Below are 15,909 nucleotides of genomic sequence, written 5' to 3'. Positions count from 1 at the left end.
TGCCAGCCGATGTTCAGCGTCAGGTTCGGGTGCTCCGTCAGGGTAAACGCGCTCNCCGGCATCAGCGCCGCGCAGTTTGACGCGCCCTGTCCGGTGACCGCGTCGGCGCGCAGCGCATCCAGCCGGTGGCCGCTGAATGCCTTGCCGCTCGGGTCTTTCTTGAAGCGTCCCGGGTAGTCGTAGTGCTGATAGCTTTCGCGCTGATGGTCTAACGCGTCGCCCAACTTTTTGTGCGACAGGCCATAGGCCGGGGTCTTGAAGCTGTAGTCTTTTAGCTCCACTTCCGCCGTGCGCACCGCTTCCCGGTAGCTGAACTGGCGCACATAGGCGCCTTCCGACAGCCCCTGACTGGCAAGGTTGAAGAACAGGTCCGGGCCTTTGCCCAGCGCCACCGCGTCGTCCGCGAACACCACCCGGTGTTTTCCCGCCTCGAATTCGTGGAAGTAGAACAGCCCTTCCTCCGCCGCCAGCCGGTCGATAAACGCCAGGTCGCTCTCCCGGTACTGCACGCAGTATTCCCGCTGGGCGTGCTCGTTACGCAGCGCAAACGCGAAGTCGGTAATGCCCGCTTCCTGCAACAGGACGCTGATAATCTCTTCCGGCTTCTGCGCCTGGAAGATGCGGGCGTTGGTACGCAGGCCCAGACGCCACAGCGCCGGACGCACCACCGCCTGATAACGCGTGCGCCGAAAGCCGGTGTCGCCCTGACCGAACTCGCTGACGATACCGCTCACCCGCCGCTGCAGCTCGCCTTCGTACCACACCCGCAGCTCGCACGGCTGGTCCAGCACCGCGCCGAAGTCCACCGCCGGCAGCGCGCTCGCCAGCGACAAACCCAGCGCAAAGGGCTGGTTCAGCCCCTCGTCCAGCTGAAAATCCACCACCGAGAAGGTGCTCTCCGGCAGTGCGCCTATCGTTACGGTAAACTGAAGCCCGGTCATGCTTGCCACGTTATCCCTCTCCTTTATTCCCTGACGCCACGGCTACCGCACGCCCCGGAGTGTGGCTCCGTGCGCCTGCGATGCCGCCGTAATGGTGGACGGTACTCTTGTGTGCTTTTTGTTTTTGCGCTTTTGCTGTGGCCTGGGTCTGCCCACGCCGCAACATCAGGCGGTCATGACGGTTGTCGTCGCCCTGAGTAGAAAACCCGGGCCGTAGCCCGGGTGGTCGGCATTACGCTTCGACCGGCGCACGCCAGTCGTCGGAGCCTGAAGTCCCGGCGACGGTGTGTTCCCAGTCGATTTTGCGGTAGGACAGAGACACCTGGATCAGCTGGGTGTAGTCCAGTTTGGACGGGTCCTGGCAGTGCGGCATCTGGCAGTCGATGTCCACGATGGTGGCGTCGGTCAGCTTGGTGGAGAAGAAGNGCTCCTGCTTACCTTCGACAGAGGTGCGGTACCATTTCAGGGTCACGGTCGGCAGCATTTCGCCGGACGCCAGGGCGTTGTACATCAGCGGAACGGCTTTGTTCAGCGCCACGGTGAATTTGAACGGCTTGTGCACACGCTGGCCGGACGGCTGACCGGACTGCGGGTCAGTCGGGACGGTCACGATGTGTTTGAATTCCTGCACCAGCATTTCATCTTCGTGGCCCTGCACGTAGATGTTGCCGACGGAGTCGGACGTGAAGGCACCGGCGGTGATGTTGCCCTGAGTTTTCCCTTCGATGCTGATATAACATGGGGTTGGCATGGTCTTGCTCCTTGTTGTTGAACGGTTTTTACTTTCGCCGCCCATAAATGCAATGACCATGCCAATTTTTATCTAATTGTTTTATAAAGGAATTTAAAATACGGAATTTTCCCTATCCAATACCTGAGCAAAATATTGCGCAAGATGCGCAGATCGTTTGCAAACATTGCGCAAAAAGAGAGTTATGCTGGAAAGTGCGCAAGAAATTGCGCAGATTTGGCGATTATTTTGGTGTTGGCGACAAACCACCCAACCAGCGATGATTTATTCGCCTACACTTTGTGGATTTATTGACCTACGACGCCAACATCAGGTCAATTCCCTTCCCGCCGCCCCCGCAGTCAGTATTCCTGCGTAAACGTTACCTCGCCCTTCAGTGGCTCTCCGGAATGAAAGCGCGACACATTATCGGCCAGCAGCCGCGCCAACAATGCGGGCACCATCGGGCCAGCCACGTGCGGACTAATCGTAAGGTGAGGCGTCTGCCAGAAAGGATGCGATTCCGGCAGTGGCTCTTGTCGGAAAACATCCAGCACCGCGCCCGCAATTCGCCCCTCCTGCAAGGCGGAGAGCAGATCCGCTTCCACCACCGCCGTCCCGCGCCCGACATTGATGAACAACGCGGAGGATTTCATCGCCGCAAACAGCCCGGCATGATAGATATCCGTAGTGCGGGCCGTATCCGGTAGTAAATTCACCACGTAGTCGGCTCCGGCCACCGCGTTCGGCAAATCCGCCAACGCCGCCACGTGTTTGAAATGAGGTAACGGACGAGGCGCATTGACGATAGCGGACAGTTCGACGCCGAAAGGCTCTAGGAACGCCGCCACTTCACCGCCGATATCTCCGGCACCGACGATCAACACCTGCCGCCCGGCCAGCGTTCCCGGCGGTCGGGGCTGCCAGCAGTGGCGGCGCTGATACTCTCCACGCGCCTCAAGCTGTAATTCATGGCGCAGCAGATAGGCCAGCACATATTCGGCAATCGGCTGACCGAACACACCCACCGCGCGAGTCAGGCGATAGTCACGCGGCAACCCTTGCGCTAGATAAGGTTTGAAACCGGCCCAGGTCGATTGCAGCCACTGAGGACGCACGCCCTGCGCCAATAGCGGGACAGCCTGCTTCGGTTCCCCGACCCAGATGTCGTATTGCGCCGCCTGAGCGGCGGAGCCATCGGAGGTCACCAATTCAATGTCCGATAACGCATCGCGCAGAGCGCCTTTGATTTCATCCGCACGGGGGTCCAGCACCAGCAGAGAGGTCATCATCAGATTCCTTATCAAGTAGAGGGGACGCGTCGTTGCCCAGGGACTATCGCACGCCATGCGTCACAAGCCGCCTCGTTCATGTGAGAAGACGCACGCCATCGTAAGATGGCCAGACGACAACAAGCATGAGAGCGCTTGCGCGTTCTGAGAGCGGCAAACGTCTTAAACCTTATGCCATTAACGCCGGGGAGACCAGAGCCGCTTCGGCGTCACGTACGCCTTCCGCAGGCAGGCGGCGACAGGACACGGGCGGGAGGAGAAAAGCGGGAACGAAGAGCGGTCACGGTCGGACCGGCGGCGTCACGACGCCGCCGGTCGCGCGCGCTTACAGATAATTCAAGGTAAAGGTCACATCGCCGTTGGCGGTGCCTGCGGTGACGCTGCTTTGCGTCGCGATATATTGACCATAAAACACCAGCTGCGCGTTGCTGGCGCCGGCAGTGAGCGGATATTGCTCGCTGGCGTTGCCAAGCGGGATGCGTTGACGATCCTTATCCAAAATGGCGATCCCCACGTGCGTCGCGGTGCTCCCCGAGTTGAGCGCCAGCAGCGTCGAATCGTTCGCATCCGCCGTGCCGGAGAAAGTGGCGGTGACCGAAGACACCGCCGAACCGCAGCTTTCCAAGTTCACCACGAATCGTACCGGGGCCGCGCCTGTCTTATTGACGGCGAACTGCTTGGTCGCCAGCGTACCCATATTCACGGTTTGCTCCTGCGACCCCACGCTGACTGAACAGCTGTTGGACACCAGCGTCGCGCTGAGCTGGAGGTTGGTCGATCCCAGATCCGCGCGAGCGGGCGGTAAACATCCCCACAGCCCAACGGCCTGCACGATGAAAGCGGCGGTGGCGAGACCGCGAAAATTATCCGGCGACATGAATATTATCCCTCCCTCAATCGAAATCGACGCGCAGGTAGGCCAACGCGGTGACGACGCCCGCCTGCGGCGTATTGCCGGTCACGCTGACCGGATAAGCTTTCACCGTGACGTTGGAACTTTCATTATCGTCCAGCGTGAAAGGCAGTACGCTGGAGATATCGTTCGGCGTCAGCGCACTGTCGCTGCTATTGGTCACCACAAAACCGACGTCGCTGTTATTCGAGACAATCGCATTGCCCGACACCGTATCGGCCTGCACGCGCAGCGACAAATTGGACTGAGCCTCAATGCCATTGCAGGCAATCGCGATCGTGCGGGTCACGGCGCTGACGCCGTCAGGCTTGGCACCCGCGGTTTTAAACGCTCCGGTGGAGATATTGCCGAAGTCGATGGCGACCACCTGCCCAGCATTCAATTCACAGCTTTGCGGCNCCGTCATCGTGCCGCTCAGGTATCCGACCACGAGCGGAGAGCCGGTGCCCTGTCCCGTTCCGCCCTGATTGCCGTATAAGGAAAAAACCGGGATCGACGGCAGCGTCGTCATGCCGACAAACTTGCGTTTGATACGGAAACTGACCTGTACCCGACTGCCCGTCGTCGCCGTCCCGCCGCACTTTCCATTACAGTTATTCGATAAGTCGGTAAACGGAACATTATGGTAAGTGCTGCCGCCGGAAGCGTTGTAGACATAGATCTGCGAGGCAATCTGCAAATAATCATTGCCGGTGATGTCGTACCAGTTGGCGGAGCCGTCCGAGAAAGAGAAACTCAGCGCCGAACCGGCCTGAGCGGTGTAGTAAACGGTATCTTTGTTATTGCATCCCCCGCTGACCACATAGGAGCCGCTGTCCGACTTCTGATTCCAGCCGGTGGTGTAGCCGACATAGTTTTGCTGCGAGGAAAAATTGAAATCAAAGTCGTAACTCACTGGCGAGCCGGTTGCCGTATTACACAACGTGGCAAAGGTTGTCGGGGAAAAAAAAACGCTCGCCGCCAAACATAGCCATCCGAGCTGTTTTTTTAGGCGTTCGATGAGTTTCGCCACCGTCAGGTTCATCAATATTCGTCCTTATCGTCGTTATCTTTCTGTCTGCGGAAGATGCATCACGTGATTGCCGTTCCCGGCAAGAAAGCAGGACGGCTATTCTCGTCCCGCCAATGCCCAGTACTATGGGTGCTCAGAGCATGAAATCGCCGCGCCGACGCACCGCCAGCGCATGTCGTTATGGCTAAAGACAACGATGGTCCCGCCGTTCGCACATCATGGGCGCGGTCTTTTCCCTATGCGTTTTCAGACGCTGTTACTGATAGGTCAGCGTGAAAGTCGCATCGCCATTGGCCGTACCCGCGGTCACGCTACTCTGCGTCGCCACGTACTGGCCGTAAAACACCAGTTGCACGCTGCTGGCACTGGCGGTCAGCGCATACTGCTCGCTGGCGTTGCCAAGCGAGATGCGGTTGCGATCTTTATCCAAAATCGCAATCCCGACGTTGGTCGCGGTGCTGCTGCTGTTCAGCGCCAGCAGCGTTGCATCATCTTTATTCGCCGTACCGGTGAAGGTGGTGGAGACGGCGGTGGCGGACGCGCCGCAGTTCTCCAGATCGAGGGTGAAACGCACCGGCGTCAGCGCTCGGGAGCCTCCTTCAAAGAATTGTTTCGTCGCCACCGAGCCAAGATTGACCGTTTTGTCCTGCGAAGCAGTACTGACCGAACAGGTGTTCGACGTCAGATTGCCATTGATCTGGATATACGAGTCATAGGCGGAGGCAACCGGCGAACCGGCCATGATACTGAGCGCCACGCTCCCCAGAATTACTCGATAAATTGTCATAATGGCCTCACTGATAGGAGAACGTCACACCGACCAGACCGTTGGCCGTTCCCGCGGTCATATCGCCGGTTCGTACATATCTGAACGTGAGCGGAACCGTCACAGACTGCCCCTGAGTGGAAATATCGGCGATGGAGAACTGGTTGGTGTTCCCCTTACTGGAGTCGTCCGGCCCCAGACTCACCGGCGAGGAGCTGCCGTTATAATACGCCTGAATGCCGATGCCTTTAGCCGTTGAGGCGCTGGTCAGCCCGATGATGTTGCTGGTATTCGCGGTATTGCTCTGGTCGGAGATCGTCGCCGCCACGTGGATGCCCGTATCGCAGGACAACCCGATAGACGTCGATTTCGCCGCCGACTGGCTGCCCACGGAGGTCAGGCTGCCGGTAGAGACATTCCCCATGTCAATCACGCGATTCGCGCCGGACTGCACGGTACAACCGGTCGCGGCAACGGTAATCTGGGTCTGGGCGATTTTGATGTACGCGGAGTCGGTAGCGGAGCCGTCGGTTCCATAACATTGCACGATCGCAATATTCTGCGCAGCCAGCGTTGTCGTCCCGGTCTGTAAGTGACCGGTGGTTTTAACCAGCGTGACCTTACCGTAGCCGCCGATGCCGTTATATGGCACGGTGTTGGTCCCCGGGGCCGGATACCACTGGTTTTGCGTCGTCGTCAGCGCGGAATAGTTCGTGGCGTTCGAATCCTTCACGCCCACCACCAAGCCGATGCCCGGCGTGCCCGAGTCGTAAATAATATAATTCACGCCGTTGATGGTCGTCGTTAATCCCGTGCTGGGACGCACGGCGGAGACATAAGCTTTGGCCGTGGCCTTGCTTGAGTTGTTACACATATAGACGTTTTTGTTGCTCGCCGACCAAGCCGGGCCGATCTGCTGGCCGACGGACACGTCATCCGCCGGGCCGGTATAGCTGATTGCCCCGCTGAAAGTCAGCGTCAGATCGCTGCCGCATTCACCGATAAGGGGAAACGCCAGTAAGGGAAACATGATCGAAAGCCGTTTCGGCCACCCAGCTCTTCTAGCCGTCCGAAGCGATGTCGATGTTGTTAATTGACGCATTACTGGCACCTCACTTTGGCATAACTAATCGCTTTCGTTGCACTATCTTTCGGCAGTGAATAAGGAACAACGCACTGTTCAGTCGTCGCATCGCCCCACTTCACGTTGAGTTTGCCCGTGGACGGCAAACCGGATAAATAGACCTGGCCATTATCGCCGACGATGCTGTCGGAGCGGCCGTCATTGGTTGAAACCGCAGACCCGAACGGCATCGGCTGCCCGTCAGACCGGATCAGCGTCAGCAGTGCGCGTGAACCGATGTGCGTTTTGAATTCGGCGCGCACCAACGCCCCTTGAGTCGGCACCACGTTCACAACGGCGTCATCCAGATCGGCGTTATCCTTCAGCGTGGTGGTATCGAGAGCAATACGGTTGCGGTGGTAGGTCATCGCGTAGGGAATAACGGCGTAGCCGCGCCAGTCGGTGCTCACACCGGTCACGCTTTCTACGTTAACGTCGCTGGCGCCCGGCGCTTTAATCAATACGTTGGTAGCTCCCAGCGGCTGGCTTAGCGTGAGGCCGCTGTCATGCCCCACAATGCCGCCGCTCAGGCCGTAGTTGACCTGCCGGTATCCCTTGCCGTAGTTGTAGCCGACGTTGGAGTTACCGTGGCGGCCCTGATAGTTCAGGCTGGCATAGCCGCTGCCGCCGACGCCGTGATTGCCGTAGCCTTGCAGCACGCTGTAGTTCAGGTTGTTATCTTCCAACAATGTGCCGTTAATGCCGGCCTGATGCGTTGTCTGTCCGTGCCAGTCGGTATTCGCCGCATAGGTGGCATAGGCCGTGTTACCCGAGCGGGTGATATCCGACTCTTTGCCGCCGCCGGACAACCATTGTCCAATAGGAATGGAAACGTTGAAGGCGGCGCGTTTGTCTGGCTCCACCAGTCCGGGACTTTTGTTGTAGTTGAAGGACAGGCTGTAACTCACCCCCTTCAAGTGGCCGCTGTACCCCACCTGCCACAATGAGTTGGTGTCATTGGTACGCCAGTAGGTTTGGCGGCTGCCGCTCAGGAAAACGGAGCCGTAATCGCCGAGCTGCTGGGTGATGTTGACCTGAATACGCCCTTTACGGTTGTAGTTAAGGTTGTAGTAATTGTTGTACTCCACCGTTGGGTCGACCAGTCCGTCATCAGTATCGTAGTTCGTGCCGATCATGCGGCGATAGCTGGTTTCATCGAGCGTGTAGTAGCCCTGCGTGGAGTAGCGGTAGCCCAGCAGCTGGAAGTTGGTGCCGACGGTGTTCAACGACTTGGCGTACAGGAAGCGCATTGACTGCCCTTGATGACGGCTGTCATCCGCCAGCTTACTGTATGCTTGGGTTACATCCGCCGACAACGCGCCCCAGTCCCCAAAGTTTTTACCGGCTCCGATCGCACCAGCCTGATATTTCTTCGCCACCTGCGTACCGCCATACAGCGTGAAGCCGCCGGGCAGACCCCAGATCACCGTGCCTTGCCCGAACTCGGGTTTTTCCTGCTCGGTGTAGTTGCTGCGATATTTACCTGCAGTCACCGCGTATTTCACGCGCCCTTCGCGCTGTAATACCGGCACCGCCGAGTAGGGCACGCTGAAGGTGCTGGAGCTGTTGTCGCTTTCCGTCACCGTTACCACCATATCCCCGCTGGAGGAGGTCGGATAAAGGTCGGTGATGGCGAATGCGCCCGGCGCGACGTAAGACTGGTAAATGATAAAGCCGTTCTGCCGGATCGTGACTCGGGCGTTGCTTTTCGCGACNCCGCGGATGGTGGGGGCGAATCCGCGCATGCTGTCCGGCAGCATATTATCGTCCGACGCTAGCTGCGCGCCGCGAAAGCCCAACGTATCGAACACATCGCCCGGCGTATTGCTGTCGCCGAGGGTAAGTTCGCTTTTAAGCGGAATAATCGCGTGCTGCAAATACGTATTAATATGCTGCCAGTTGCGCGTATGCCGCCCCTCAAAGCTGTAGTAGCTCCAGGTGGAGTAATCCCGCAGGCGCCATCCGCGCCAGTTAAGGCCGCTGTTCAGATTGAGGAAGTAGTTGTTGCTGCTGTCGTCGCCGGAGCTATTGCTACCGGTGAAGTCATAGTTCAGCAGCGCGGCGGAGATACCGTCATCCCACTGTTCCGGCGGAATGTAGCCGCGGCCGCTGTTATTGAGCGAAGCTTGAGGCAGGCTGATATTTAGGCGTTGCAGTTCGAAATCAAACGTCATATGGGAGTCGGGGATGATGTGCGTCAGCGCCACGCACTCCTGCCCCGAGCTGCCAGCGGCGGCCGGGAAGGCCGACATGTTGATGTTGAGCGACTCAACCTGCGAGCGGGTAATGCAGGGCACCAACCCCGTATCGTCCGACTCGTGTTCGAGCGGCGTTACGCCAGCGGCTGTCGGTTTGCGCGCATCAAACCGGATATTCCGCGTTTCGACGAATTCATCGTTCACATAAACATCGACGTGATAGATCCCCGGCACCTGCCCTTTTCCCTGCTCGAACCGCGACAAATCCGCCACCGCCGAAGGATCGCTGGATAAGAACGCCGGGTTAAAGAACAGTTCGGCATTAGCGCCGGCCGAAGGTAATGCTACGCATAGCGCGATCGCCCGGCACAGCGGCGACAACCGCCATAAAGGCGTGGCGCGCGACTGTCTGAAATGGGGCTTCCGATATAGTGGCCGCATATGAAAAACTCCTGAAAAAAACTCCTGAAAAAAGTGACGGAAAGCAACCTGAAGGGTATGCACCCTCCTTTTTCATGCCCGGTTCGGGATTTGCCGTTCACTGTTCGGCGCTATTGCATAACGCCGGTAATGCGAGCGCTGTTGGCCCCATAATCATTGATTGACTGGAAGAACACCTGGCCACTTGCATCGGTAGGCAACGCAACGGTGACATTTCCTTTAGGCGGCGCCATGGTGTTAGGCAGTTTTCGGGTGCCGAGGTTGAAGTTCACTAACGTGACGAAATAAGGCGTTGGGTTGGTGATGATGAGGCTATCGCCCTGACGATGGAATCGCAGATGCGTGGGCGCTTCGGCCGGGCTTTCCGGCAGGCCCGCGGGGCGGACGAACAGTTTGATGCGGGAGAGAACCGCCAATTGCAGAACGTTTTTATCCTGAATATCTTTGCGATCGACGGACGGAATCGCCTTAACGTTCATCCAGAACACCGATTCGCGATCGGTCGGCAAAGGCGCGCCGACGTACATAATGCGTAAAATGTTTTCGCCCGATGGTTTGGCGACGAACAGCGGCGGTGTGACCACAAAGGCCTCGCTTTTCTTGCCCGTCGTATCTTCCACCCAAGACTGAATAAGAAATGGATTTTTGGTATCCGTATTGGTCACGCCCAAAGAGGTTTGGGTCGCACCGGCGGAATAGATCACCCTCGTCGCGCCCAGCGCCACGCCCCCGGCCTGCGCCGCCAGCGGAATGACGGACAAAACGGACAGCGCCATACCGGCCAAAGCGCGGCGGAAAAAAGTTGAATTAAGCACGCTAAACTCCATGTACGAAAATGACTGATTGACAGCTACAGGTTGAGCATTACGCGCGAGGTCGGATTACGTCAGACGCTAAATCCGCCTCCGCTAACACGGCAGATGTCGGTACAGAAACGCGGAACCGGCGTTTGTTTGTCGCAACGTCGTTTCCACAAAAAGTCAAAAATGGCGCCCTCCTTGGCGGCCATAAAGCATCCCTGCCTGCGTGAGTAGTTATTCGTACTGCATGGTAAAGGTGGCATCCGCATCCGCTTCGCCAGGGGTTACGGTAGCCAGAGTCGATTTATAGCGAGCGTTGAAGTTCAGGGTGTTGCTACCGGTGATCAGCGTCTGCGGGCTAGAGAAAGCGGCGCCGGTCGGGGACAGCACAGTGCCTTTGCTATCGGAAATTTCGATACCTACGCCAGCTGCCGCGCCGGAGCTACCGCCGCTGATGTTGCTGGTGGACAATACGGTGTTGTCGTTACCATCGGCAGATCCGCTAAAAGCGACGGCGGCTGTCGTAGAAACGGTAGGATCGCAATCTTCAAGTTTGATCGTGAAAGGCACCTTACCGGAGTAAGCCCCTACCGCAGTAAAGTTCGCGGTACGATACTGTCCGAGGTTAACCGTCTGGTTAGCAGAGGTTGAGCTGACCGCACAAGCCGCATTCACGATCTGGCCTGTAAAGTGTACGGTACCACCGGCAACGGTCGTCGCAGCGCTGGCATAACCGGCTGACAGAATAGACGCGCCGATTAAGGCGCCGAGTAGAGTTTTACGCATAGTCACTATTCCTTATTACCAATATAAAGGCTATGTAAATAGTCTAAGAGTGTGATTTTTAAACACAGGGGTATTTCCCGCCCGCCGGAACCTCTGCATCATGAATATAAAGGCACGCCGAAGACGTGACTTTATATAAAGACAGAAGCGGCAAAACTAAGAAATCATTGCAAATGAAGAATTCCCCCTGCCCTTTGAGTATTTTCTAAAAATAATAAATCGCGAGATTTAACAAAAACTTGTTAAACTCAGGACAAAACCCATACGTTCATCAGTATGAGCACAAAAAACAAGAATAAAAAACTAAAAAACAATAATTGACAGCATAAAGAATGGAATTCTGGGGATCTCATCGGCATTTTTCAGGTTTTAAAAACAAATAAAACATTGCATATGAACATACATGTTTATTTATTGTTTAAATTAACAGGCAATACATAATCGATACAAAGAATAATGACGAATTAATAAGCAAACGATGCGTCAATATGAAAATAGTCTTCCTATTGAGGATACGCTTAATAGGAAAATACGATAAGAAAGAGATGAGAGCGCTGAGGCAGACTTAAAGAATAAAAATAAACGGAATGTCTGATGAGAATGGGTGGAAAAAGGCTATTTATCCTAGCGCTTCCGCGAGTCTGTCGTTAACGTTATTTTTCATCTCGACGAGATGCAGAGCCTATCGTTTGCATAGCACGTAGGATTTTAAATACGACTCCGGGTGATGCATCACCCGGAACAAAGAAGACAATTCATTGATAATAAAAGATAAAATTAACATCACAGCGTGACGCGTGCAGTGTTACTCCCCTCTCGACGCTATACCATCGCGCCCGCCCATCCGACGCGAAGAAAGGCGCGCCTGCTCTGAGGTCATCCCGTAGTGAAAAGAGAGTGGTCAAAGGAATATCATGCCATTTCCACGTAAGAATAAGGGAGAATAAAATAACTCAGAATTCCTCACCCGAATAGTCTGATTATTTTAAAGGTGGTTATCATGGTTCAGTCGTTGTTTGCATGACACCCTGAACATTTTATAAACACCCCCGATACAATAGCAGATAATAATATTTACCGTCAGCATTTACACCCCGTAGCGCCTCATCACATTTATTCTGAGACAATTATTTTTCAACCTAATTATTCACAACTTAAAATAGGATTGAAGAACCACCTGTCGGAACCGTTATTGCCGGGGGAAACACAACGATTATTATGTGTTATTGCCGTGTTAATATCGTATTCCCTTTGGTACGGGGAAAATGATGAAATGGCCACAATAATGTCATTAGCATACTAATAAGCTCAAAAGCCGATCAGACGCCGGCGAAATGGCGTAATACCTTATTTTTTCCTTGATATGCGATAAAGAATAAGACCCCTTGATGACTTATTTTCAGCTATCCCCGGCTCCGGGCCACCCTAATAAGGCTCATATTATGACGGATGTTAAATACCAAGAGGAAGGCGCAGCCCAATCCTTGGCATTGCCGCATCTCGTCTCCCATTGATATGTGGCATGCCTCACAGGAGCGCTGAGCGACGAATTATCTCCCAGCGAAGACCCTCAGGTATCGTAACGGTCCCGCGTGAGCGGAGGTATCGGATCGGTAGGTTTCCTGAGAACGTTGGCATTTGATGACGGCGGATGAGGCATGGTGATGGCTCAATGCGTCAAGCAGCCGATCTGCCACTGACGTTGCAGTGATTCAAGGACATTTCCCGCCCATTGAAAAATGCATTTTCTGAACACATTGGATGAGTTTCGTCATTGCCGATTTTCACGCGCAACGTCGATGTAGCTGGAGCGAGTTTTATGCTTAGTGGATTTTTCTGGAGGCTAAAAACAATTGATGGATTGAATCAGAGAGCTACAGACTTTGGTGACTGTCTATAGAGAAAGAATTGGAGCGGGAAACGAGACTCGAACTCGCGACCCCGACCTTGGCAAGGTCGTGCTCTACCAACTGAGCTATTCCCGCTTGGGTGGTGCTGTCAGTACCGAAATTTCTTTGCCGGTACGGGGAGCGCATTATACGAGGAAAGTTTGGCGGCGCAACCCCTGAAACGTAATTTTCTTCTAACCGAGTAGAAAAACGCCAGATCGAGGAAAATCTCGCCGCGACGGGTGTTTTTTCGTCGCGGCGCGCTTCCGTATAACACGTTACAGCTGAATAAAATGCTCGCGGTAGTAGGCCAGCTCAGCGACCGACTCACGGATGTCGTCCAGCGCCTGATGCGTGTTTTGCTTTTTGAAGCCGGTCAGAATCTCCGGTTTCCAGCGGCGCGCCAGCTCTTTCAACGTGCTGACATCCAGATAGCGATAGTGGAAGTAGGATTCCAGTTCCGGCATGTAGCGGAACAGAAAACGGCGATCCTGCCCCACGCTGTTGCCGCAAATCGGCGACTTGCCTTCCGGTACCCACTGGCGCAGAAATGCGATCGTCTCCTGCGCGGCGGCGTTCTCATCATACGAGCTCGCCTTCACGCGTTCGACCAACCCGCTGCCGGTGTGCGTACGCACATTCCATTCATCCATCAACGCGAGTTGGCTGTCCGGCTGATGAACCGCCAACGTGGGGCCTTCAGCCAGTATGTTCAGGTGCGCGTCGGTCACCAGCGTCGCAATTTCGATGATGCGATCGCGTTCCGGATCGAGTCCGGTCATTTCCAGATCGATCCAGATCAGATTATTTTCGTTTACCATTTTATCGCTATTCCTGTAGGGCTTTTCGTCCCGCCGCCGACGTGGCTTCGCAGACACGCTCGGCATCGGTTAATTAAAGTCAAATAGGGTGTATTATAGGCATATCTCATGTCATGAGCGATAACCACGAATCTAGAGAGGTTGAGTGAGCAAAAAGAAACTGTCAAAAGGTCAGCAACGTCGGGTCAGCGCTAATCATCAGCGCCGCCTTAAGCATGCCGACAGTAAAATCGAGTGGGATGACAGCCAACTGGGCGACGCTCAGGAAGGCACCATCATCAGCCGCTTCGGCATGCATGTCGACGTGGAGGCCACAGACGGTACGCAACGTCGCTGTAATATCCGTCGTACCATAAAATCGCTGGTCACCGGCGACAAGGTCGTCTGGCGCCCCGGTAATGAAACGTTGCGCGGCATCAGCGGCATCGTGGAAGCGGTGCATCCACGCGAGTCAGTCCTCACGCGTCCGGACTTTTACGACGGCGTCAAACCCATCGCCGCCAACATCAATCAAATCGTGATTGTCTCCGCCATCCTTCCCGAGCTGTCAATCAACATCATTGACCGTTATCTGGTGGCCTGCGAAACGCTGGAAGTTGAACCGCTCATCGTTCTGAACAAAATCGATCTGCTGGATGAAGAATCGCTTAAATTCGTCGACGAAGTCATGGATATCTACCGTGCGCTGCATTATCGGGTGCTGATGGTCTCCAGCAAAACCGGCGACGGCATGAAGGAGCTGGAAACCGCATTGACCCACCGCGTCAGCATCTTTGCCGGCCAGTCCGGCGTCGGCAAGTCCAGTCTACTCAACGCCCTGCTCTACCCTGAAGAAGGCAAGATCCTGGTCAACGAGGTATCCGATAACTCCGGACTGGGACAACACACGACGACCGCGGCCCGCCTCTACCACTTCCCGCATGGCGGCGACGTCATCGACTCCCCCGGCGTGCGCGAATTCGGCCTATGGCACCTTGACCCCGAGCAGGTGACTCAGGGGTTCATCGAGTTCCGCGACTATCTGGGCAGCTGTAAATTCCGCGATTGCAAACATGACACCGATCCCGGCTGCGCCATTCGGGCCGCGCTGGAACGCGGAGAAATCGCACCCGAGCGTTTTGATAACTACCATCGCATCCTTGAAAGCATGTCTCAGGTAAAAACGCGTAAATCCTTTTCCGATTCGGATAACTGACATTTATTGTCACCATCGCTACAATGCGCCGCTTTTGATATTGGCGCATCACAACACCCAAGAGGCTCACTGTGCTGGATAGAATCAAGATTGCTTTACAACATCTGTTGCCGAAAATCTGGCTGACCCGGCTCGCAGGCTGGGGAGCCGAACGACGGGGAGGCGCACTCNCCAAGCTGGTGATCGACCTGTTTGTCCGCGTTTACCACGTCAACATGCAGGAAGCCCAACAGCCGGACACCGCGGCTTATCCGACGTTCAACGACTTCTTCACCCGTCCCCTGCGTCCCGGCGTTCGCCCGGTAGACCCGCACGATCACCGCCTAGTCCAGCCCGCCGACGGCGCGATCTCTCAGTTAGGAGCCATCGAAAACGACACGCTGTTGCAGGCAAAGAATCATACCTATTCACTGGAAGCCCTGCTGGCGGGCAACTACATCATGGCGGATAACTTCCGTGATGGTCTGTTCGTCACCACCTACCTGTCGCCCAAAGATTACCACCGCGTTCACATGCCTTGCGACGGTACGCTGCGCGAGATGATTTACGTGCCAGGCGACCTGTTTTCGGTCAATCCGCTGACCGCCGCCAACGTGCCCAACCTGTTCGCCCGTAACGAACGCGTCATCTGCCTGTTCGATACCGTATTTGGCCCGATGGCGCAAATTCTGGTTGGTGCGACCATTGTCGGGAGCATTGAAACCGTGTGGGCCGGCACCGTGACGCCGCCGCGTGAAGGCATCATCAAGCGCTGGACCTACCCCGCAGCGGGAGAGACGGGCGCGATCACGCTCGATAAAGGCGAAGAGATGGGACAGTTCAAACTGGGTTCTACCGTGATCAACCTGTTTGCCGCAGGCAAAGTGCAGCTGATGACCAATCTGTCCAGTCAAAGCGTCACCCGTATGGGTGAACCCCTCGCGGAAGCCACGAGCGAGGACGCCGTCGTCCCTACGACAGCAGGAAATACGCCTTAAACCGCGACATTGTAGAGGTAAGTTA

At 55.7% G+C, this 15,909-nt stretch carries 13 protein-coding genes and 1 tRNA gene; 2 read left to right on the top strand and 12 right to left on the bottom strand.

The window, feature by feature from the left end; translation table 11 throughout:
- The 12 genes from tssI to orn all read right to left on the bottom strand — a co-directional run.
- Window positions 1-950 (bottom strand): type VI secretion system tip protein TssI/VgrG (gene tssI / locus SB13_RS15105; protein WP_026741150.1); only part of this gene is annotated, 950 nt, incomplete at its 3' end.
- A gap of 223 nt (window positions 951-1,173) precedes the next feature.
- A complete protein-coding gene (locus tag SB13_RS15100) occupies window positions 1,174-1,692 on the bottom strand; it encodes an Hcp family type VI secretion system effector (protein ID WP_026741149.1) in 519 nt (172 codons plus the stop codon).
- A 341-nt stretch (window positions 1,693-2,033) separates the two neighbouring features.
- Window positions 2,034-2,960, bottom strand: a complete 927-nt coding sequence (locus SB13_RS15095; protein WP_026741148.1) for a D-2-hydroxyacid dehydrogenase — start codon at window positions 2,958-2,960, stop codon at window positions 2,034-2,036.
- Window positions 2,961-3,288: 328 nt separating this feature from the next.
- Window positions 3,289-3,840, bottom strand: a complete 552-nt coding sequence (locus SB13_RS15090; RefSeq protein WP_051616493.1) for a fimbrial protein — start codon at window positions 3,838-3,840, stop codon at window positions 3,289-3,291.
- Between the two features lie 16 nt (window positions 3,841-3,856).
- Entirely contained in the window at window positions 3,857-4,282 is a 426-nt protein-coding gene (locus SB13_RS18225; protein ID WP_463605560.1) for a fimbrial protein, read from the bottom strand.
- Window positions 4,283-5,144: 862 nt separating this feature from the next.
- The gene (locus SB13_RS15080; protein WP_036150456.1) at window positions 5,145-5,675 is read right to left on the bottom strand and encodes a fimbrial protein; all 531 of its coding nucleotides are present in this window, start codon (window positions 5,673-5,675) and stop codon (window positions 5,145-5,147) included.
- A 7-nt stretch (window positions 5,676-5,682) separates the two neighbouring features.
- Window positions 5,683-6,684 (bottom strand): fimbrial protein, encoded by a 1,002-nt coding sequence (locus tag SB13_RS15075; protein ID WP_051616491.1) that lies wholly within the window; start codon window positions 6,682-6,684, stop codon window positions 5,683-5,685.
- Window positions 6,685-6,755: 71 nt separating this feature from the next.
- On the bottom strand, window positions 6,756-9,416 hold the full coding sequence (locus SB13_RS15070) for a fimbrial biogenesis usher protein (RefSeq protein WP_051619120.1): 2,661 nt from the start codon (window positions 9,414-9,416) through the stop codon (window positions 6,756-6,758).
- Between the two features lie 110 nt (window positions 9,417-9,526).
- Entirely contained in the window at window positions 9,527-10,192 is a 666-nt protein-coding gene (locus SB13_RS15065; protein ID WP_036150459.1) for a fimbria/pilus periplasmic chaperone, read from the bottom strand.
- A gap of 258 nt (window positions 10,193-10,450) precedes the next feature.
- Window positions 10,451-11,002 (bottom strand): type 1 fimbrial major subunit FimA, encoded by a 552-nt coding sequence (fimA, locus tag SB13_RS15060; RefSeq protein WP_026741142.1) that lies wholly within the window; start codon window positions 11,000-11,002, stop codon window positions 10,451-10,453.
- Window positions 11,003-12,911: 1,909 nt separating this feature from the next.
- Window positions 12,912-12,987 (bottom strand) — tRNA-Gly (locus SB13_RS15055).
- A 182-nt stretch (window positions 12,988-13,169) separates the two neighbouring features.
- Window positions 13,170-13,712 (bottom strand): oligoribonuclease, encoded by a 543-nt coding sequence (gene orn / locus SB13_RS15050; protein WP_026741141.1) that lies wholly within the window; start codon window positions 13,710-13,712, stop codon window positions 13,170-13,172.
- Window positions 13,713-13,857: 145 nt separating this feature from the next.
- On the opposite strand from orn, the gene rsgA reads away from it, so the two are divergent.
- Entirely contained in the window at window positions 13,858-14,907 is a 1,050-nt protein-coding gene (rsgA, locus tag SB13_RS15045) for a small ribosomal subunit biogenesis GTPase RsgA (protein WP_026741140.1), read from the top strand.
- Window positions 14,908-14,978: 71 nt separating this feature from the next.
- Window positions 14,979-15,884 (top strand): archaetidylserine decarboxylase, encoded by a 906-nt coding sequence (gene asd, locus SB13_RS15040; protein ID WP_026741139.1) that lies wholly within the window; start codon window positions 14,979-14,981, stop codon window positions 15,882-15,884.
- Window positions 15,885-15,909: the final 25 nt, after the last annotated feature.

The organism is Lonsdalea quercina subsp. quercina, from assembly GCF_000688695.1.
Classification (GTDB): domain Bacteria; phylum Pseudomonadota; class Gammaproteobacteria; order Enterobacterales; family Enterobacteriaceae; genus Lonsdalea; species Lonsdalea quercina_D.
This window is presented reverse-complemented; position numbering and strand designations above follow the sequence as displayed.